At 34.8% G+C, this 19,282-nt stretch carries 15 protein-coding genes; 10 read left to right on the top strand and 5 right to left on the bottom strand.

Annotation, left to right across the window (positions count from 1 at the left end; all coding sequences use genetic code 11):
- Positions 1–360: 360 nt before the first annotated feature.
- A complete protein-coding gene (locus tag VB248_RS09610; protein WP_323296554.1) occupies positions 361–1,536 on the top strand; it encodes a lycopene cyclase family protein in 1,176 nt (391 codons plus the stop codon).
- Positions 1,537–1,722: 186 nt separating this feature from the next.
- Complete coding sequence (metK, locus tag VB248_RS09605; RefSeq protein ID WP_323296553.1) at positions 1,723–3,003, top strand: methionine adenosyltransferase; 1,281 nt, start codon at positions 1,723–1,725, stop codon at positions 3,001–3,003.
- A gap of 162 nt (positions 3,004–3,165) precedes the next feature.
- Here metK and VB248_RS09600 read toward each other — a convergent pair whose 3' ends face one another.
- From VB248_RS09600 to VB248_RS09590, 3 genes are all read right to left on the bottom strand, one after another.
- On the bottom strand, positions 3,166–3,516 hold the full coding sequence (locus VB248_RS09600) for an HPF/RaiA family ribosome-associated protein (RefSeq protein WP_323296552.1): 351 nt from the start codon (positions 3,514–3,516) through the stop codon (positions 3,166–3,168).
- Positions 3,517–3,933: 417 nt separating this feature from the next.
- The gene (locus VB248_RS09595) at positions 3,934–5,667 is read right to left on the bottom strand and encodes a VRR-NUC domain-containing protein (RefSeq protein ID WP_323296551.1); all 1,734 of its coding nucleotides are present in this window, start codon (positions 5,665–5,667) and stop codon (positions 3,934–3,936) included.
- A gap of 77 nt (positions 5,668–5,744) precedes the next feature.
- Positions 5,745–6,671: a carboxypeptidase-like regulatory domain-containing protein gene (locus tag VB248_RS09590; protein ID WP_323296550.1), complete on the bottom strand. Its 927-nt coding sequence runs from the start codon at positions 6,669–6,671 to the stop codon at positions 5,745–5,747.
- A 258-nt stretch (positions 6,672–6,929) separates the two neighbouring features.
- Between VB248_RS09590 and VB248_RS09585 the strand changes: the two genes are divergently transcribed.
- The 5 genes from VB248_RS09585 (at position 6,930) to VB248_RS09565 (ending at position 14,114) form a co-directional block, all read left to right on the top strand.
- Positions 6,930–7,901, top strand: coding sequence for a DUF2157 domain-containing protein (locus tag VB248_RS09585; protein WP_323296549.1), 972 nt, complete (start codon positions 6,930–6,932; stop codon positions 7,899–7,901).
- Positions 7,902–7,905: 4 nt separating this feature from the next.
- Positions 7,906–9,075 carry a hypothetical protein gene (locus VB248_RS09580; protein ID WP_323296548.1) on the top strand — a complete coding sequence of 390 codons (1,170 nt, stop codon included), beginning with the start codon at positions 7,906–7,908 and terminating at the stop codon, positions 9,073–9,075.
- Between the two features lie 256 nt (positions 9,076–9,331).
- A complete protein-coding gene (locus VB248_RS09575) occupies positions 9,332–10,519 on the top strand; it encodes a phosphoglycerate kinase (RefSeq protein WP_323296547.1) in 1,188 nt (395 codons plus the stop codon).
- Positions 10,520–10,610: 91 nt separating this feature from the next.
- Positions 10,611–13,106 (top strand): bifunctional UDP-N-acetylmuramoyl-tripeptide:D-alanyl-D-alanine ligase/alanine racemase, encoded by a 2,496-nt coding sequence (locus VB248_RS09570; protein ID WP_323296546.1) that lies wholly within the window; start codon positions 10,611–10,613, stop codon positions 13,104–13,106.
- Between the two features lie 258 nt (positions 13,107–13,364).
- Positions 13,365–14,114 (top strand): DeoR/GlpR family DNA-binding transcription regulator, encoded by a 750-nt coding sequence (locus VB248_RS09565; protein WP_323296545.1) that lies wholly within the window; start codon positions 13,365–13,367, stop codon positions 14,112–14,114.
- A gap of 95 nt (positions 14,115–14,209) precedes the next feature.
- Here VB248_RS09565 and VB248_RS09560 read toward each other — a convergent pair whose 3' ends face one another.
- Positions 14,210–14,677: a DUF3592 domain-containing protein gene (locus VB248_RS09560; RefSeq protein WP_323296544.1), complete on the bottom strand. Its 468-nt coding sequence runs from the start codon at positions 14,675–14,677 to the stop codon at positions 14,210–14,212.
- A 454-nt stretch (positions 14,678–15,131) separates the two neighbouring features.
- Positions 15,132–16,202, bottom strand: coding sequence for a magnesium/cobalt transporter CorA (gene corA, locus VB248_RS09555; RefSeq protein WP_323296543.1), 1,071 nt, complete (start codon positions 16,200–16,202; stop codon positions 15,132–15,134).
- 140 nt (positions 16,203–16,342) lie between these two features.
- Between corA and VB248_RS09550 the strand changes: the two genes are divergently transcribed.
- The 3 genes from VB248_RS09550 to VB248_RS09540 all read left to right on the top strand — a co-directional run bounded on the left by VB248_RS09550 (position 16,343) and on the right by VB248_RS09540 (position 19,173).
- Entirely contained in the window at positions 16,343–17,566 is a 1,224-nt protein-coding gene (locus tag VB248_RS09550) for a serine hydrolase domain-containing protein (protein WP_323296542.1), read from the top strand.
- A 195-nt stretch (positions 17,567–17,761) separates the two neighbouring features.
- Entirely contained in the window at positions 17,762–18,307 is a 546-nt protein-coding gene (locus VB248_RS09545) for a nuclear transport factor 2 family protein (RefSeq protein ID WP_323296541.1), read from the top strand.
- Between the two features lie 149 nt (positions 18,308–18,456).
- Entirely contained in the window at positions 18,457–19,173 is a 717-nt protein-coding gene (locus tag VB248_RS09540; protein WP_323296540.1) for a YebC/PmpR family DNA-binding transcriptional regulator, read from the top strand.
- Positions 19,174–19,282 lie beyond the last annotated feature (109 nt).

The following is a 19,282-nucleotide window of genomic DNA, read 5'->3' as shown; positions in this document are numbered from 1 at the left end:
TTGCATTTAGTGATAAGCCTTTTTCATCTTACTTTATGCCCATTCACTTTAGCGTTGAGCCTATTTCATTTTACTTTATGCTCATTCACTTTAGCGTTGAGCCTATTTTATCTTACTTTATGCTTATTCATTTTTACTTTACGAGCATTGTATCTAACAATATGCCTCTTACATTTTACTTTATGCCCGTTCCATCAAACAAGATGAGCATTTGATGAAGCTTTACGATTAAAATATCTCATGCCCCAAGCCTTAAAAGCCGTAGCTACAAATTTTTAAACAAGATTTCCCTTTTGGCGTTGAATAGGATAGACTGTTTTTCGGGCTATTTGATTAAATTGTTGTTTTCTTTGCTAAACTATGCACGCAAATCTTCCTAATACTTATCAATATATCATCGCTGGTGGCGGTATGGCTGGGCTTTCTTTGGCTTTTTATCTCAATCAAAGTACGCTGAAAAATCAATCTATTTTGATTATCGACCGTGAGATAAAATCTGCCAACGATCATACTTGGTGTTTTTGGGAACAGGGGAGAGGTACTTTTGAAGAAATTATTTATAGACAGTGGAATGGGCTTTGGTTTTATGGTCATCAAGATTTTGCTCAGTTTTTAGCCATTGAGGAATACGCTTATAAAATGCTTCGTGGAGAAGATTTTTATCAATTTGTCATTCCTTTATTAAAGCAAAATCCGAATATTACTTTTTTGCAAGCGGATGTTTTGGCAATCAAAAGCGAAAATAATGTAGCAGAAGTACAGACTAATCAAGGGCTTTTTATGGCTGAACAATGGGTGTTTGATAGTGTTTCGGTATCGAAATTTAATCAACCCAATTACCATAATATGCTGCAACATTTCAAAGGTTGGGTGATTGAAAGTGACAAACCCAGCTTTCAGCCTGCCCAGCCTACGCTTTTTGATTTTAGAATCGAGCAACAAAATGAATGTAGATTTGTGTATGTATTGCCACATTCTGAAACAAAAGCTTTGATTGAGTTTACGATTTTTTCGGATAATTTATTGAAAGATGAGGACTACGATGTGCAACTCAAGCAATATATCCGAGAGGTTTTAAAGATAGAATCATATCGGATAGAGGAGGTTGAAAAAGGCGTAATTCCGATGTCGGACGAGCCACAACTGATTTCGCCTATGCCCAAAGTGATGCGAATCGGTACGGCTGGTGGCTACGTAAAGGCTTCTACCGGATACAGTTTTCAGCGAACACAGCGGTTTTTGCAAAGATTGGTGAAGGACTTAGAACAGCCACAAAACCTGAAAACACTTGGGAATTTTGGCACAAGTACTTGGAAAGCTCTATTGGATAGTGTACTGCTGAATGTGATGTTGCATAAGCGAATGCCTGCGGATGAAATTTTTACAAGTCTTTTCAAACACAATCGTCCAGCGGATGTCTTGAAGTTTTTAGATGAAGATACCAGCTTTTGGCAAGATATAGCTTTGATGCAGAGTGTTCCTTCTATTCCGTTTATGTTGGGGGCAAAGGGCGTTTTGCTTTCAAAACTCTATTAAATTGTAGTACTTTTCGGCATAATATTTTAGTAGAATTGATACATTTAAAGATATTGTCATTAAAATAGGTATTTTTTTTAGATAATTTATCTATAAACACAGCATTCTATAAGCCAAATTGTCAAATAAAAATATTAGTGATAAATTTGTGCTTTGATTGATTCACAAAAATATAAAATATTTATAATGGCATATCTTTTCACCTCTGAGTCGGTATCGGAAGGACACCCAGACAAAGTTGCAGACCAAATCTCAGACGCACTCATAGATAACTTTATGGCGTTTGACCCTTCTTCAAAAGTAGCTTGTGAAACGCTCGTAACTACGGGTTTAGTAGTGTTGGCAGGTGAAGTAAAAACAAATACTTATCTTGACGTTCAGAGTATTGCTCGTGATGTTATTCGCAAAATCGGATATACTAAGTCTGAATATATGTTTGAGGCAAATTCTTGTGGAATCATTTCAGCGATTCACGACCAATCTGCCGATATTAATCAGGGCGTTGATAGAGTAGTGGCAGATGATGATTTTGAATCAAAAGCGAATGCTCAGGGTGCTGGTGACCAAGGAATGATGTTTGGTTATGCTACCAAAGAAACTGATAATTATATGCCTTTGGCTTTGGATTTGGCTCACCAAATCTTAAAAGAAATGTCGGCAATTCGTAATAACGAACCAGAATTGATTAATTACCTTCGTCCAGATGCAAAATCACAAGTAACGATTGAGTACTCCGACGATAACGTTCCTCAAAGAATTGATACAATCGTTGTTTCTACGCAGCACGATGAATTTGCAGATGACGAAACGATGTTGGCAAAAATCAAAGAAGACGTAATCAATATCGTAATTCCAAGAGTAAAAGCGAAATGTAAACCAGCATTACAAGGTTTATTCGATGGTGATATTACTTATCACATTAACCCAACTGGAAAATTTGTAATCGGTGGCCCACACGGAGATACAGGTTTGACAGGTCGTAAGATTATTGTAGATACTTATGGCGGAAAAGGTGCTCATGGTGGAGGTGCTTTCTCTGGAAAAGACCCTTCAAAAGTGGACCGTTCGGCTGCTTATGCAACTCGTCACGTGGCGAAAAACTTAGTGGCTGCTGGTTTAGCTGACGAAGTATTAGTTCAAGTTTCTTATGCGATTGGTGTGGCTGAACCTTGTGGTATTTTTGTAAATACTTATGGAACAAGCAAGGTAGATTTAACAGATGGGGAAATCGCTCGTAAAGTAGAAGAAATCTTCGATATGCGTCCTTATGCGATTGAACAACGTTTGAAATTACGTAACCCGATTTACTCAGAAACAGCCGCTTACGGACACATGGGACGTACCAACGAAATCGTTAAGAAGTCTTTCAAAGGGCCAGATGGCGTTGTTTTTGAAAAAGAAGTAGAACTTTTCACTTGGGAGAAATTAGACTACGTAGATGCTGTAAAAGCAAAATTCGGTTTATAATTCTTGATTTGATACAAAACAAAAAGGAGAGGCTTAATCGCTTCTCCTTTTTGTTTTGTGTTTCAGTTTTACCAAAATACTTTTATCTGAAAGAATAGGTCACAAAAAAGGGAACTTCAATTGAAGTTCCCTTTGGTTGCAATTTGCACAAACACTATTATATTAACTTTCCATTGCCATCGACACCAGTACATTTCTTGTCGGATTGGCCTTGTCTTGGATTTTCTCTTTAAATCGTTTTAGTTGAATTTTTAATGCCTCGATAGCAATGTCCATTGCTTCTTCAAAAGTTTTTCCTTGTTCTTTCACAAAGAGTGTAGCCCCCGGCAAATTGATTTTAACTTCTAACATTTTACTTTTGATTTTTTTGGTATCTCCTTTATCTAATTTGAGAAATACCTCACCACCAGTAATTCGGTCATAAAACGTATCCAGTTTATTAAGTTTAGACTGGATAAACTCCAACAGCTTCATGTCAGCATCGAAGTGAATTGAATGCACTTGTAATTTCATACGCACTCGGTGTTTAAAGTTAAACAATATTTAAAGAAACGGTCTTCAAGAGCTTTTTGCTCATTGGAGAAGTTCTTCCTTTGCAAATATCGTTTTGGGTCTTGTGGATGCTATACTCAACCTTTCTAACATTCAAACATCAAACAAAATAAACACACCAAGCACCACAAAATAAAACAATATGCACAAACAAAGAACTCTCCATTTTTTTAATAAAAATCCTATTATCGGAACAGGATTTTTATATCTCTTGAGCGTTTTCTTATTATGAATTTAGAGATTAAATTTTAATTATCCAAATGTTAAATACACATTCTTTGAATAATCTAAAATGATGTCATTCTATATATAGCAGCCGTGAATTTTATTGGAAAAGTGCAAAATTTAGCCTTTAGTCGGGTAAAATTCTGTCTGAAATTATAAAAACTCGTCTAAATTGGGCTTCGTCCATTCTACTCGCAGTACCTTTGCTCGTACATTGATTCGCTCGAAAAAGCGTTGCCAGTAGAGTTGCTGATTCGACAAACTATCGGTCGGAGACTTTACTTCTACAAAGCAATATTCGCCATCGTCCCACATCAATAAATCTGGAAAGCCTCGTATGTTTTCACGAAGATTTTTTGCCATTTCCAGCATAATTGCAGCGATTTGTTCTGCTGATAATTTTTCTAAAAGTTTCAAAATCAAAGGGAAAAGTCCGCCGTCCCAATCTACCAATGGATTGGTGATGCCATACTTTTCAAAGAAAATATTATGAAAATAAACCGTTGTGGCATCGAAGTCTTCTAAGATTTGTAAGCGTTCTTCCATGCGTTCTTTGCGTTTTTCAAAGAAAGTAGGTTTGAATAAATCCGAAGGCGAACGCTGTAAAGGATGATGAATTGAAAGCGTATCAGTATCAAAAATAATGTCCCAAAAAAGTAAACCAAACAAACTTCGCCAAAGGTAATTTTCGGTAAAAGTGGCTTTTTTGCCTTTTTGTTCATAATAATCAATTACTCCCATTTCTACTTTTCGTTTCCAAATCAAATCAATGGATATAGATTCTGAACCATGCAAATGCTGTGTAATGGCTTTTTTAGATTTCTTTTTTTGTAATTGTGCCTCCAAGCGATTGAGGTAATCTTCCGCAAAAAAATGTTCGTCGGCATTTTGTGGCTCGGCTAAAATCTGTTCACAAAGTGCTTTTGCTTCTTCTTTGTTTTTGAGTTTATCCAAAATCCGTACTTGTCGTTCTCTTGAAGGCGATTGTTCTGTCAGTCTAAACACTGTCAGGGCTTCGTCTAATGCCTTTTGTCTTTCTAAATAAGTCGCCACTTTCAAGGTAAAACGTTCGTAAGTCGGCATCGCAATTTCCGAAAGTTCTTTCCCGTGCGTTTCGCTCCAATCCATAAACCAGTTGAAAATCTCTCGGTACTCAATCTTGGCTTCTTGCATCAAATAAAAATCTTCTCTTGCTAAACTTACCTTTAGTTTGTCTTCAACCTCTTGGCGAGTTTGGAAATATGCCACCATTTTATCTTCATCGTACTTTTCATAAGATTGATAGCCCAAATCACGAGTCACAAACTCCGACATATCGCCATGACGAGTACCGAAAAATAGAAATTTTAGCAATTGTACTTCTTCTTCAAAGCTAACTTTGATAAGTGAATGAGGCAAATCGTGGATTTCTGAAAAATCATTCTCATTCAATAAAATCAGTACTTCTTCCCAGTCGCCTACTTCCATAAGCCAGTCTAATACTTCTTCTTTTTTCAAAGAAGCCTTTCCACGAGTTTCCAGATTGAGCATTTTTGCCAAAGCTATCAACTCAGTTTTGCTAAAAATATCTAATACTTCAAAAGCGTGTTTGGCGTGTTGTGAACTAAGTGCTTCTACAAAACCCTTGTCCATCAAAGACTTTAGTACTTCTGGAATATTTTCTATTTCAGCATATTTTAGTTTTTCGGTTCTGAAAAAAGAACCAGTACGATTAGCAAAGCGAATAAAAAGGCATTTTTCGTCTTCACTCAAAGCTTCAAAATTCGCTAAGAATTGTTGTTCAGCTTCGTTTAAAATATGCTGATATTTTTTCTGAACGAAATTCAGCAAGTACTGAAAATATTCTAAATAATATTTTGGAGGAAGTTCTATTTTTTCAAAAGCCATCTTTGTAAGCATTTTAGATTACAAAGGTAGGAAAGTAAAATTTACCAAAGTAGGATGCTGACTTCTGACCTAATTTTCTAATAAGAAATAGTAATACCAAAAAGAGGTACATTATATTTTGAAGGGGGTATCTCTGACCAAGATTTACTCCATAAATGTTTTGATTTTGCCACTCCATCTTTAGACATCATATATGATGGACTTATTAACATGATTTTTTCAACCTTTTTTGCATCATTCTTTTTATAAAATGATTTTCCAAATTGATAGTCTGAAATAGCAAAATACTCATCATTTTTATCAATATATCCTATCGTTTGAATACCAATCCATACGTATTTATCATGCAAAGAAACATTATGAGAAGTAATGTCAACATTGATAAATTTGTCTTCTGGTGTAGCTTCCACTATAATGTTATCGTTCAAAATGTCTTCTGAAGGTTTATTATCTTCACCATTTTTAAATAGCCTACATCTTAGCCTATATTTTTTAATAAATTCAGATTTTTTTGGACTTAGTCTATAATGGAGATTCGTAATGATACCTTCTATATTATCATAGTTTTCGACCCTGACGGCTGTTAAAGTACTTGAATTTGGATTGTAAGAAGCTTGATACAAAATCCATCTTTTATGAAAAGTACCATAGTCAATCGTTTTATTTTTTCTTGATTTTACCCTTACTTCTTCTAAAAGGACATTCTTTTCACGAAGAAATACGGTATCAGATTTCAAAAAATCATTTAAAGAAAGTAGTCTTTGTTCATAACCTAAAGCTGAAACAATAATGCTATCAGTATTACTGTTTGACAACTGGGTTTGAATACAGAATTGACCTTTTGCATCAGAAATTGAACCACTGGATTTATTAATGTGTGAAATTGTAGCATAAGCGATACCAGCTTTTGTGTGATTATCTGAAACGATACCACATTTTTGTGAAAAGCTCAATTCTGAAATATATACAAATGTTAGAGTTAAAATAAGTCTTTTAATTAGCATAAAGATAATAATTCATTAAATTGACGAAATTATATTCTTACACCTGTTGAGTGTGTAATTTTTAAAGTTCGTTAGAAAGACCATAATGAGACAAAGACAATAAAATAGAAAAAGAGTGATTAGTATTCTTGAAAAAGAGATTACTTAGCTCAAGTACAATAGCGAAATACCTATCAGGAAACGGAATTGTGAATATAGAGTCATTTCAAAATTTTAAATGAAGGTAAGTGAAAATATATATTTTAGAAACCACTAATTATGGATATATCAGATATTCTGAATAAGCTTGAAGAAAAAAAACATATTGAGGAGAATACAAAATATGTTATTGAGAGTTACGAAAACACAAAACTCTTTTCCCTACACTACGAACTACGTTTGCTTTTGTATTTAGGCATTCTTTTATTGAGTAGTGGTTTGGGTGTGGTGATTTACCAAAATATTGATTCTTTGGCACACAGTGTTATTGTCGCTGCGATTTCGTTTTTGGTACTTATTTCTTTTACTTTGGCGTTTTGGAAAAGAAGTGCGTTTTCTTGGTTAGAAGTAAAAAATACCAATACCTTATCAGACTTTTCGCTTTTGTTGGCTTGCTTGAGTTTCCTTACTTTAGAAGGATATTTACAATATCAGTATCAATTTTTTGGAGAAAAATACGGACTCGTTACTTTTATTCCTGCGGTGTTATTCTTTTTCTGTGCCTATTTTTTCGACCATCGTGGTGTACTTTCTATGGCAATTACGGCTTTGGCTTCGTGGGTTGGGGTTTCTATTGCTCCATTTTCGGCTTTTAGTAAAAATGATTTCACTACTTCACAATTTATCCTTACAGCAATTGCTTTGGGTTTATTCCTATCGGCGATTGCTTTGCTTTCAGAATACAAAAATCTCAAGAAACACTTTGCATTTAGTTATCTTTTGATGGGAAGTAACTTGGCTTTGATAGCCGCTTTGACAGGCGTTTTTAATAGTACAATTCCCTACTTTTATGCTTTTGTAGTATGGCTAATTAGTTATGGATTAATATTTTATGCTCAAAAGAAACAATCCTACTTGTTTTTTTTAATGGGCGTTTTGTTCGCTTATATCGTCTTTACAAAGGTGTTTTTTGATATTATGCCAATGAATGACATTACTTTTTGGATTACCGCCTATTACTTTATCGGTTCTGGCATTGGAGTTATAACCTTGTTGACCAAATTGAAACATATTCTTAAAATCAAAAAATAAGTACATGAAAGCCTATCAACAAAAAGATATTGAGCATACTTTTTTACAAGAAAAAGCCGAAAATTGGTTTGAAAAAGGATTATTGCCCCAAACACAATTAGATGCCATTAAAAAAGAATTTCCTTTGGATTATTATCAGCCCAATTTTTTTCTACGGATTGCTCTGTTTTTGTTTATGTCTTTGGTTTGTACTTTTTCGATTGCTATTCTTTGGTTGATTTTCGAGAAAGCCATTCAGCAAAGTCCAACTTTAACGCTTTCAATCCTTTCTTTTGCTTTTGGTGTGGGATTGGTGGCTGTGCTTGAGCATTTTATCAAGTATCAAAAAATGTTTTATGCGGGTACAGACAACGCCTTATTGTATTATGGAATCGCTTCTTTTTCAACGGCAATTCTTACTGCTTTTGATGCTCAACATTTGCCTACTTGGCTTGCTTTATTATTGATTTTACCAGTTTTTCTCATAGCCATTGTTCGTTATGCCGATTCCCTTACGGTTTGCGGGACTTATATAATTTCCTTGACAATTGTTTTTGATGCTTCGCTTTCATTTTCAGCAGGGAAAACTCTTTTGCCTTTTATCATTATGCTGTTTTCTTTTGGGATTTACAGATTATCGGAAAAACTTAGAAAAAGAAAAGATGTACTTTATTATGCTAATGTGCTGGATATTCTAAAAACACTATCGCTGACTACTTTCTATTTAGGAGGAAATTACTTTATCGTGCGTGAAGGCAACGCTTTGGTTAATAAGATTTACACAGGTTCTACGCAAATAGCTTTTGCACCGCTTTTCTATTTTTTCAGTGTGATGATTCCCATTTTGTATGTTGTGGGCGGATTGAAAAAGAAAGACAGATTACTCTTATTCATGGGTTTATTATGTGCGGCTTTTTCAGTTTTTACTTATCGCCATTACTTCGGTTTTTTACCTACCGAAATCGCTCTGATTATCAGCGGTACTTTATTGATAGTGGTTTGTGCAGGTTTGATTTATTATCTAAAAACGCCCAAGTTTGGTTTTACTTACAATCCAGAAAGCGAGCGAGATGGTATCAGTCTTGAAAGTATTCTTTTGTCGGAAATTATTCAGACCAAACTGGACACCGATGAAAAAACCTTTAGATTTGGCGGAGGAACAAGCGGTGGCGGTGGTGCAGGCGGAGAATATTAAGATTAAAATAAAAAACATAAAATTTAAGAGATTTTATAAGAAAAAATACTCAATTCATTGACTTTTTTCGTGAATGAGTATGAAAAATGTATATTTGCTTGATGAAATCAAAATCAAGAAATTTCTTTTTGTAGGATTTTTCAAGAGAAAAATACAAATTGCCAAAAAACAAACCAAAGCGTTTAATATTTTGCAATTGTTAGTATTATCGGAATATTATTTTGCTATAAACATAAATTACATAATTTAATTATCCATGAAAACTGTCAATTCTTACAATTTTGCTGGCAAACGTGCCTTAATTCGAGTGGACTTCAACGTGCCTCTTAACGAACGTTATGAGATTACTGATGATACTCGTATCAAAGCTACAATTCCTACTATCACTAAAATTTTGAATGATGGTGGTTCAGTGGTTTTAATGTCTCACTTAGGTCGTCCGAAAGATGGTCCAACTGAGAAGTATTCATTAAAACACCTTGTGAATCCACTTTCAGTAGTATTTGGCCGTCCAGTGAAATTTGCTGATGATTGTATTGGTCAGTCAGCTCTTGATTTGGCATCTACATTACAAGGCGGAGAAATTTTATTATTAGAAAACCTTCGTTTTTACAAAGAAGAAGAAAAAGGAAATGTCGAGTTTGCGGAGAAACTTTCAAAATTAGGAGATGTTTGGGTAAATGACGCATTCGGAACGGCTCACCGTGCTCACTCTTCTACGGCTGTAATCGGTCAATTCTTTGAAGACAGAATTTGTGGCTTTGTAATGCAAGCAGAAATCGAAAACGCACAAAGAGTATTAGAACATTCAGACCGTCCGTTTACAGCAATCATGGGTGGTTCAAAAGTATCTGATAAAATCTTAATCATCGAGCGTTTATTAGATAAAGTTGATAACTTGATTATTGGTGGTGGAATGACTTACACTTTCGTTTTGGCACAAGGCGGAAAAATTGGTAAATCAATCTGCGAACCAGATAAAGTAGAATTAGCAAAAGAAATTTTAGTAAAAGCGGCTGAAAAAGGTGTAAATGTTTATATGCCAGTTGATAATTTATGTGCTGACAAGTTCTCGAATGATGCGAATACTTTAATCGCTGCACAAGGCGAAATTCCAGATGGTTGGGAAGGTTTAGACATCGGTCCTGAAACAGTTGAAAACTTCAAGAAAATTATCGAAGTATCTAAAACTGTATTGTGGAACGGCCCAATGGGCGTATTTGAATTCCCAACATTTGCCAAAGGAACAAACGCTATCGCTGATGCAGTAGTAAAAGCTACTGAAGAAAACGGTGCGTTCTCGTTAATCGGTGGTGGCGACTCAGCTTCGGCAGTAAATAACGCAGGTTATGGCGACCGAGTTTCTTATGTTTCAACAGGCGGTGGAGCTTTATTAGAATACATGGAAGGTAAAGTATTACCAGGTGTAGCGGCTCTTCAATAGCTTACAATAAATAAAAAATGATGAAGGCGATACCATTTTTGTATCGCCTTTTTTGTGTCTATCTTTGAAGAAATTCTTAATAAAAACAATCGTGGATTTTCAGACATTACCCATCCATACAACTGCTCAATATCTATTGAATGATAGCCGCCAGCTATCCTCTCCACAACGCTCTATTTTCTTTGCTATCAAAGGTTTACATCATGATGGACACCAGTTTTTGGAAGACCTTTATCGTAAAGGTGTTCGGGAATTTGTGGTAGAAGAAAATGCTTTGAGTAGTAAAATTCAAAAAGTATTAAGTCATTTTCAAGACGCAAAAGTCTGGAAAGTGGAAAACAGTATTCTTGCCATGCAAGAAGTAGCGAAAAGCCATCGTGAACTTTTTACTTTGCCAGTCATTAGCGTAACCGGAAGTAATGGTAAAACAATCGTGAAAGAATGGCTTGCACAATTGTTAAGTAACCGTTTCAAGGTAGTTAAAAGCCCAAAAAGTTATAATTCACAGATTGGTGTGCCACTTTCTGTTTGGCAAATCAATGAAAGTCATAATCTTGGTATTTTTGAAGTTGGGGTTTCTAAGCCCAACGAAATGGAAAATTTAGAAAGAGTAGTACAGCCTACTATTGGTATTTTTACCAATATTGGTACGGCTCACAACGAGTTTTTTAAGGATAATACACAAAAAATAAGAGAGAAAATTAAGCTTTTTAAAAATGCTAAAACTTTTATTTACTGTGCCGATTATACTGAAATCGACGAAATTGTAGAAGAAGAATTAAGAGCGATTAATCCTGAATGTAAAATTATCAGTTGGGGAAGAGTAGCCGAAACGGCTATTCGAGCAGACTGGGAAGTGGAAATTGATAATACAAAAGTTTCATTGGCTCTTCAAAATGTATCGCCTGAAACGGAAAGATTTCCAACTACTTTTGATATTCCATTCACCGACGAAGCCTCTATCGAAAATGCCATTCACTGTATTCTTACTTTGTGGCATTTAGGATATAATTCTACCGATATACAAGCTCGTTTACAAACACTTCGTCCTGTTTCGATGCGTCTGGAAATGAAGCAGGGAATCAATGGAAATTACTTGATTGACGATACTTATAATAATGATTTAGCAGGTTTAACGATTGCTCTTAATTTTTTAGGTCAGCAAAAACAAAGACCACAAAAAGTACTTATTTTAAGTGATTTATTAGAAACAGGAATACCCGAAAAGGAGTTGTATAAACAAATTGCTCATTTGGTGCGTGAGCGACAACTATCGCTTTTCATAGGTATTGGCGATGTAATTTCAAGAAACAAAGCTTACTTTAGTGCAAGCTCAGTAAAACCTTCGGCAGAAGTAAAGTTCTTTAAAAACACACAAGAGTTTTTAGAAAGCTCTATGCCGAAACAATTACACAATTCAAGTATTTTAATAAAAGGGGCAAGAAAGTACGGTTTTGAGCAAATCGTAAATCGTTTGGTGCAAAAAACACATGGAACGATTTTAGAAATCAATTTAGATGCCATTACCAATAACCTCAATTACTACCGTGACAAGATTGGTCAGCAAGTAAAAATGATGGTGATGGTAAAAGCTTTTGCTTATGGGGCAGGCAGTACAGAAGTAGCCAATTTACTTCAATTTCATGGCGTAGATTACCTCGCTGTTGCCTATACCGACGAAGGCGTAGCTCTCAGACAAAACGGCGTTTATTTGCCAATTATGGTGATGAATCCCTCACCAAACGATTTTGAGCAATTACTGGCTTATTCGCTCGAACCAGAAATTTATAGTTTACGGATGCTAAAAGAATTTTCGGAGTATATTGATAATCGTAATCTTAGTTCAAAGATTCATTTGAAAATAGATACGGGTATGCACCGTTTGGGTTTTGAGCAAGACGATTTACCAACTTTGTTGGATTACTTACAGTCAAATCCTAATTTATGGGTTTCAACCATTTTTAGTCATTTAGCTGCCGCCGACGAATCTGTTTATGATGATTTCACTTTGCATCAGGTAAGTATTTTTACTGAGATGGCAAATCAGATTTCAGAAGCTTTAGGCTATGTACCTTCACGCCATTTGGCGAATTCAGCAGGTATAGCTCGCTTTCCAGAAGCTCGTCTTGATATGGTTCGTTTGGGCATTGGTTTATATGGTGTAGCTGCACAAGAAGAGGACCAAGTAAATTTACAAATGGTGGGTACTTTGAAAACGGTAATTTCTCAAATTAAACATATAAAGTCTTCTGATACAGTAGGTTATGGTAGAAAAGGAGCTTTGAGCAGAGATACAAAAACGGCAACGATTGCCATTGGTTATGCAGATGGTTTTGATAGACGTTTCAGCCGAGGCGTAGGCGAAGTATTGATAAATGGTACAAGATGTAAAGTAGTGGGAAATGTGTGTATGGATATGACGATGGTAGATGTTACCGATGTGCCACACGTACAAGAAGGAGAGGAAGTAATTGTATTTAATAAGGAATTGACAATCATTGAATTGGCTAAAAAGATTAATACAATTCCTTATGAAATACTTACAAGTGTCAGCGAGAGAGTAAAAAGAGTTTTTTATCAGCTCTAAAAAAAAGAAAAAAAAGTGCAAGAAACTCCGTCCTGCACCCTTTAATTTTCAACCTTTCAAAACACAATTTTAATCAAACTCAATTTTACGCTACTATATGATTAAAAAATAATGTTCAATATTTGTTTGTTTATAAAAAAGATAAAAATGGTTAATAATGCTTGTACAAATTTATGCAAACTTTATTTAATTATGCAAATTTTTTTGCAAATATTTGCAGTATCAATTTTATTATAACCATAATGACCTTTCAAGTGTATGCTCAAAGAAGAACGACAACAAATAATATTAGAAAAACTGGGTACTGACAAAAAAGTTACCTTGGTGGATTTAGGACAAATGCTAAATGTTTCTTACGATTCTGTGAGAAGAGACATCATAGAATTAGAAGATAGAGGCCTTCTGAAAAAAGTACACGGCGGAGCTATCGCACACTCTTATTTGTCCATCAAAGCGAGTAAAGGCTTAGGAATTGTCAATACAGAATTTGTTACCATTGCCAAAAAAGCCTTGAAGCTGATTGAAAATCATAAAATTATTTTGATGGATGGCGGCACAACGAATTTTTACATTGCCGAACAAATCCCTAAAAATATGGAACTTACGGTGGTGACTAACAATCCACACTTGGCAACGGCATTGGCAGAACACCCAAAAGTGGATATTATTTTACTTGGCGGTTCTTTTTATAAACGCTACCAAATTACCATCGGCTCTAAAACCGTTCAAGATTTAGAACACATTCACGCAGATTTGTATTTTATGGGAACAAATAGCATCAATCCCGAATTGGGCTTGGCTATTCGTCATTATGAAGAATCATTGCTGAAACAAAAAATGATGAGTATTTCCAGAAAGATTGTGACTTGCGTAATTGAAGAAAAAATCAACCGAGAAGAAAATTATAAAGTCTGCGATTTTTCAAGATTAGACTATCTTATTACCAGTCTTCATCCTTCCGACAGTCTTTTGGCAGGCTTCAAAAATAAGAATGTAGAAATATTATAAGCAAAACTTTGCAAAAAAAAGCAATAAAAAAGGCATGAACTTTATAATTCATGCCTTTTTTATTGCTTTTGGATATTTCTAAAAAAAAAATTTGACTATTTAAACATTAACATTGTACTTACTGCTAAAAGAACAATTCCTAAAATGTAAAATACATTTGGATTGATTCCAGGAATATTTCTTTCGCCCAAAGCTGAATCGTAAGGGTTTTCTGGATTGTATCTTACTTTCATCGTTTGTCCAACTTGGCTCAACATCGACATTCCTTTGTCTGCCTCAATCTTGAATTGTCTTCCATTTACATTGAAAGAAACAACTGGGAAGAAAATAGGACTTTGACCAAGTTTGTCGCTACGTTCATAACGTTTGCTTACTTCAACTACTTCGCCGTTGGTAAGTACCGAACGCTGAAACCAATGACGACGCTTCTGACTTATAAAAACACCTAAGAAAATCAATGCTCCTGATACGATAATAAATCCAGCCATTACTACTGGTGGTACTCCTTCGTACACTCCGTGTACACCTGAGATTAATAAAATAGAACTCAATAAAGCTCCCATACTCAATATTATTTAAACGATTCTTGTCTGATTTGAAAATGTATTGATGTACAATACTATGCAAATTTTATACAAAACTCGTTAAAAACCAAGTGGTTAGCTTCGTATAGAATTATTGCCAAAAGTTTCTACAAAGGCTGTTTTGGGCTTTTTTATCATTTTTATTGGTCTCAAGTAGTATTTTTAAATCTATTTTTCTGAAAAAATCATTTTTTTTGAAAAAATGACCCCATTTTGAAACTTCAATTACTGAAAAAAATATTTTATTGAAATAAACTATTTTTTTATTGCACTTTTACAAGTTGTGCATCATAGTTGAAGTACTTGTCTCTAAAAAAATGTAAAATTTTGAATTAGTGGTTTTAAATTAAATTCATTTTTCAGAAAAATGATATTTTTACTCAAATATTGGTTTTAATAATAAGTATTTTGCTCTAAAAACTTTTTTTTCAATTCAAAGCCAGTTTTTGCGTTTAAACCAAAGTAACATCACAATTACTAATGTAATCATAATAATCCACACGACATAATAACCGTATCGCCAATGAAGTTCTGGCATATTGTCGAAATTCATGCCATAAATGCCTGCCACAAAAGTGAGCGGAATAAAGATAACCGATATAACAGTAAGTACTTTCATGACGTTATTCATACGATTACTTACTTGCGAAAGGTACAAATCCATTAAGGAAGCACTGAGTTCACGATAAGAATCTACGGTTTCGAGTACTTGCATGATGTGGTCGAGTACATCACGAAGATAAAGGTTGGTATTTGGCGAGATTAGCGAACTTTCATCACGAAGTATATCTCTTAGTAAATCTCTGAGTGGAAAAATCGCTTTTCGGATAAGCGTAAGTTCACGTTTCAAACTGTACAATTCGTTTAAGGAAGTAGGCGTAGGGTTTTGAATAATATTTTCTTCGAGTATTTCGAGGTTTTCAGAAAATTTCTCGATAACACTAAAGTAATTATCCACCACCAAATCAAGTAAAGCATACAACAAATAGTCTGCTCCGTTTTTACGAGTTTTGCCAGCCGAAGCTTTTATTCGTTCCAAAATTGGTTCAAAAATGTCTGAGGTTCTTTCTTCTTGGAAGGAAATCACAAAACAATCGCCCAGCACAAAGCTCAAATGTTCGAGTTCAGCCTCACGAGTTTGAGCATTGTAATTAATCATTTTGATAGTAATAAACAGCTTTTCGTCGTTGTAGTATTCTAACTTTGGTTTTTGATGTGTATTCAAAACATCCTCCAACATCAATGGGTGAAGATTGAACAAATTACCGATGGTAGCTATAAGCTTGGGTTCGTGAATACCGTCCACGTTGAGCCAATGCGTTTTATTGGGCTGTAAATCAAAAGTATGTTCAAATAAATTTGAAATTTTATTGATGTGATAATCGTCAAAATTGTAGGATGTCCATGAAATTTTGGTATCAAAAGAAACATTTTTGCCAATGTATTGCAGTGTACCGGGCGAAGTACCTAAATTTTTATGTTGAATTTTATACTTTTTTGACATTGAGCGAATTGATTGAAAAAATGTTAAAAATACAATCCAATTTAAAGATGAGATTGGCAAATTTCAAATTCAAGCAGTAAATTGCCATCAGAATCGACCACTCTTTTTATTATATAATCCTTTTATAAAACGTGATACTTTTGAAATTTACAAAACAAATTGTACTGAGTTGTTTCTTTTCAGGCTTTGTGATTTTGGCTTGTTCGCACCAACCCAAAAAACTCGGAGAAGAAATATCGACCAAAGTGGCTTCAAGAAATGATAGCATTGCTAAACTTTTTGACCCTAAAGTTGCCAGCAGAAAGGCGGTTAAATTAGATACTTTTTTTAAAAAACTTCATAAACTGAATGGTTTTAATGGTGCTGTGCTGGTATCGCAGTACGGCAAAGTGATTTACAAAAAAGCATTTGGTTTTGCAAGCTTTAGTAAGAAAGATACCAATACTACACAAACACAATTTCAGTTGGCTTCGGTATCAAAACAGTTTACGGCTGTTGCGATTATGCAATTGCATGAGAAAGGTCTGATTAACTACGACGACCCAGTGTATAAATACATTCCGAATTTCCCCTACGACCCAAGTATCACTATCAAAAGTTTACTTACGCATTCGTCTGGAATTCCGAATTATGTATATTGCTTGGATAGAATTATTGATAAAAAAGTAGCCATGACCAACGGGCAAATTGTAGATTTGTTTGCTCGCTACAAACCCGGCATCAATTATAATCCGAATAGCAGGTTTAATTATAATAATTCAAACTATGCTTTACTGGCTTATATTGTAGAAAAACTTTCGGGAATGTCTTTCAGAGATTATGCTCAAAAACACCTTTTTGCCCCAGCAGGAATGTCAAGAAGTTTTGTGTATGACCCTAATAAACCAGAATTAGTTGCTTCGGCGGCTGTTGGCTACACGCCACGTCGTAGAGGTTTTTGGCAAGTACCCTTCGACCATCTTGATGGTGTTGTGGGTGATAAAGGTATTTATTCAACCGTTGAAGATTTGTACAAATGGGATATGGCTTTGAATAACGAAAAATTAGTGAAAATGTCAACCCTCGAAGAGGCATTCCGTCCAGCACACTCATTCAAAAATTTAATTACCAAAAATTATGGCTATGGTTGGCGATTACAACTATTAGACGATGGTTCATGGCTAACATTTCACACAGGTTGGTGGCATGGTTTCAAGAATTATTATATGCACAACAATCGTGATAATTCGTCGATAATTATTTTACAAAATGTATCAAATCATGCTTTGGCAAGAGTAAAAGTGGCACAGTCGATTTTATATCCAGAAAGAGCATGGTATTTTATGAGTGGCGAAGGTTTGCCAGAAGAGCTTGAGACTGAGTAAGCGTGTTAAATTCGATAATAAAAACAAAGAATTCATCGTTAAATCATAAAAAAAAACTAATTTTAGAAGGATAAAACCTTCTAATTGAAAATGACGAATGATGCGTGTTGGGTGATGGATATAAAATGCAGTTATTCAGTATTTTAACACAAATAATTGAGTCATTTACTTTATTAAGACAAATAAATTAAACACATGAAAATTTCAAGAATACTTCTCAGTTTATCTTGTTTTATTCTTAGTCTGACTTTCTCGGTAAAAGCTCAAACAGAAGATGAAGCAATCAAAGTTTGTATCAACAATTATCTTGATGGCGTTTTGAATGGAGATGCAGCCCGTTTGAACCTTGCTTTTCATCCAACGGCTCTGCTAAGAAGTGTAAATACCAATACTGGTACTTTGCAAGATATACCAGTGGCAAAATTTATCTCAACTATGCCAGCTGGGGGTATTCAGAGTAACGGAGGTTCAACAAAATTGATTTCGTATTCTTATATCGGTATTTCGGCTTTAGCAACGGTTGAACTTCGTTTTGGTGAATTCAAATACGTTGATTTATTGAGTATGTTGAAATTTGGTAACGACTGGAAAATCGTTAGCAGAGTATTCAGCCGTACAGATTTGAACGGACAACTCAAAGGTTCGGGGGCATCAGTGGCAAGTACTCCTACAACTTCAGCACCAAAAGCGGTCAAAAAATCATCAGCTAACGTAAAACCTAAAGCTGACGACGGTTGGTAGAAAAAAATATACTTTAACATTCAGTAAAGCTCATGGATTCCATGAGCTTTTTTTGTGTAATGACAAAATGAAACTTCATTGCTTAAAAACACAATAATTCCTAACTTTGCAACCTCAAAAAGAAATTAGCCAAACAATTAACAATAGAAATGGGAAGAGCATTTGAATTTCGTAAAGCAAGAAAGTTTAAGCGATGGGGACAAATGGCAAAAACATTTACCAAAATTGGTAAAGATATTGTCATAGCAGTAAAAGCGGGCGGTCCAGACCCTCATTCAAATTCACGCTTACGTGCCATTATCCAGAATGCCAAGGCAGTAAACATGCCAAAAGATAATGTTGAACGTGCTATCAAAAAAGCGTCTTCAAAAGAGCAAGAAGACTATAAAGAAATTGTTTACGAAGGATATGCCGCACACGGAGTAGCGATTTTAGTGGAATGTACTACCGATAATACCAATCGCTCGATTGCCAATATCAGAAGTCACTTTACTAAATGTGGTGGAAGTGTTGGTACAACAGGCATGTTGGATTTTATCTTTGAACGTAAATGTGTGTTCAAAATCGCTAAAACAGCCAATATTGATGTTGAAGAATTAGAATTAGAATTGATTGATTATGGTGCAGACGAAATCTTCTTGGATTTAGAAACAAACCAAATCAACATTTACGGTGAGTTTACTGCTTTTGGTGCAATTCAAAAATTCTTAGAAGAAAAAGGTTTTGAATTATTAGGAGCTGACTTTGAAAGAATTCCAAACGATACCAAAGAACTTACCGAAGAACAAATGGCTGATGTTGAAAAACTTATCGACCGTTTGGAAGAAGATGACGACGTTCAGAACGTGTATCACAACATGAAATAATTCAGTAAATGCTTAAAGTAAAGTATTTACAAATCAAAAAAAGCCAGAATTCTCTGGCTTTTTTTGATTTGTATAAGTAATGAAGACCATTTTGACGGCGTTTTTATTT

The sequence above is a fragment of the Arcicella rigui genome (assembly GCF_034929435.1).
Taxonomy (GTDB): Bacteria; Bacteroidota; Bacteroidia; order Cytophagales; family Spirosomataceae; genus Arcicella; species Arcicella rigui.
Note: the sequence above shows the minus strand (reverse complement) of the source record. Positions and strands in the feature narration are given on the sequence as shown.

What these genes read in the sequence shown, in the direction of transcription:
- VB248_RS09595 (WP_323296551.1), bottom strand. Translation starts at nt 5,667, where the DNA reads ATGGCTTTTGAAAAAATAGAACTTCCTCCAAAATATTATTTAGAATAT.
- VB248_RS09560 (WP_323296544.1), bottom strand. Translation starts at nt 14,677, where the DNA reads ATGGGAGCTTTATTGAGTTCTATTTTATTAATCTCAGGTGTACACGGA.
- VB248_RS09540 (WP_323296540.1), top strand. Translation starts at nt 18,457, where the DNA reads ATGGGAAGAGCATTTGAATTTCGTAAAGCAAGAAAGTTTAAGCGATGG.
- VB248_RS09575 (WP_323296547.1), top strand. Translation starts at nt 9,332, where the DNA reads ATGAAAACTGTCAATTCTTACAATTTTGCTGGCAAACGTGCCTTAATT.
- VB248_RS09585 (WP_323296549.1), top strand. Translation starts at nt 6,930, where the DNA reads ATGGATATATCAGATATTCTGAATAAGCTTGAAGAAAAAAAACATATT.
- VB248_RS09545 (WP_323296541.1), top strand. Translation starts at nt 17,762, where the DNA reads ATGAAAATTTCAAGAATACTTCTCAGTTTATCTTGTTTTATTCTTAGT.
- VB248_RS09590 (WP_323296550.1), bottom strand. Translation starts at nt 6,671, where the DNA reads ATGCTAATTAAAAGACTTATTTTAACTCTAACATTTGTATATATTTCA.
- corA (WP_323296543.1), bottom strand. Translation starts at nt 16,202, where the DNA reads ATGTCAAAAAAGTATAAAATTCAACATAAAAATTTAGGTACTTCGCCC.
- VB248_RS09565 (WP_323296545.1), top strand. Translation starts at nt 13,365, where the DNA reads ATGCTCAAAGAAGAACGACAACAAATAATATTAGAAAAACTGGGTACT.
- VB248_RS09610 (WP_323296554.1), top strand. Translation starts at nt 361, where the DNA reads ATGCACGCAAATCTTCCTAATACTTATCAATATATCATCGCTGGTGGC.
- metK (WP_323296553.1), top strand. Translation starts at nt 1,723, where the DNA reads ATGGCATATCTTTTCACCTCTGAGTCGGTATCGGAAGGACACCCAGAC.
- VB248_RS09580 (WP_323296548.1), top strand. Translation starts at nt 7,906, where the DNA reads ATGAAAGCCTATCAACAAAAAGATATTGAGCATACTTTTTTACAAGAA.
- VB248_RS09600 (WP_323296552.1), bottom strand. Translation starts at nt 3,516, where the DNA reads ATGAAATTACAAGTGCATTCAATTCACTTCGATGCTGACATGAAGCTG.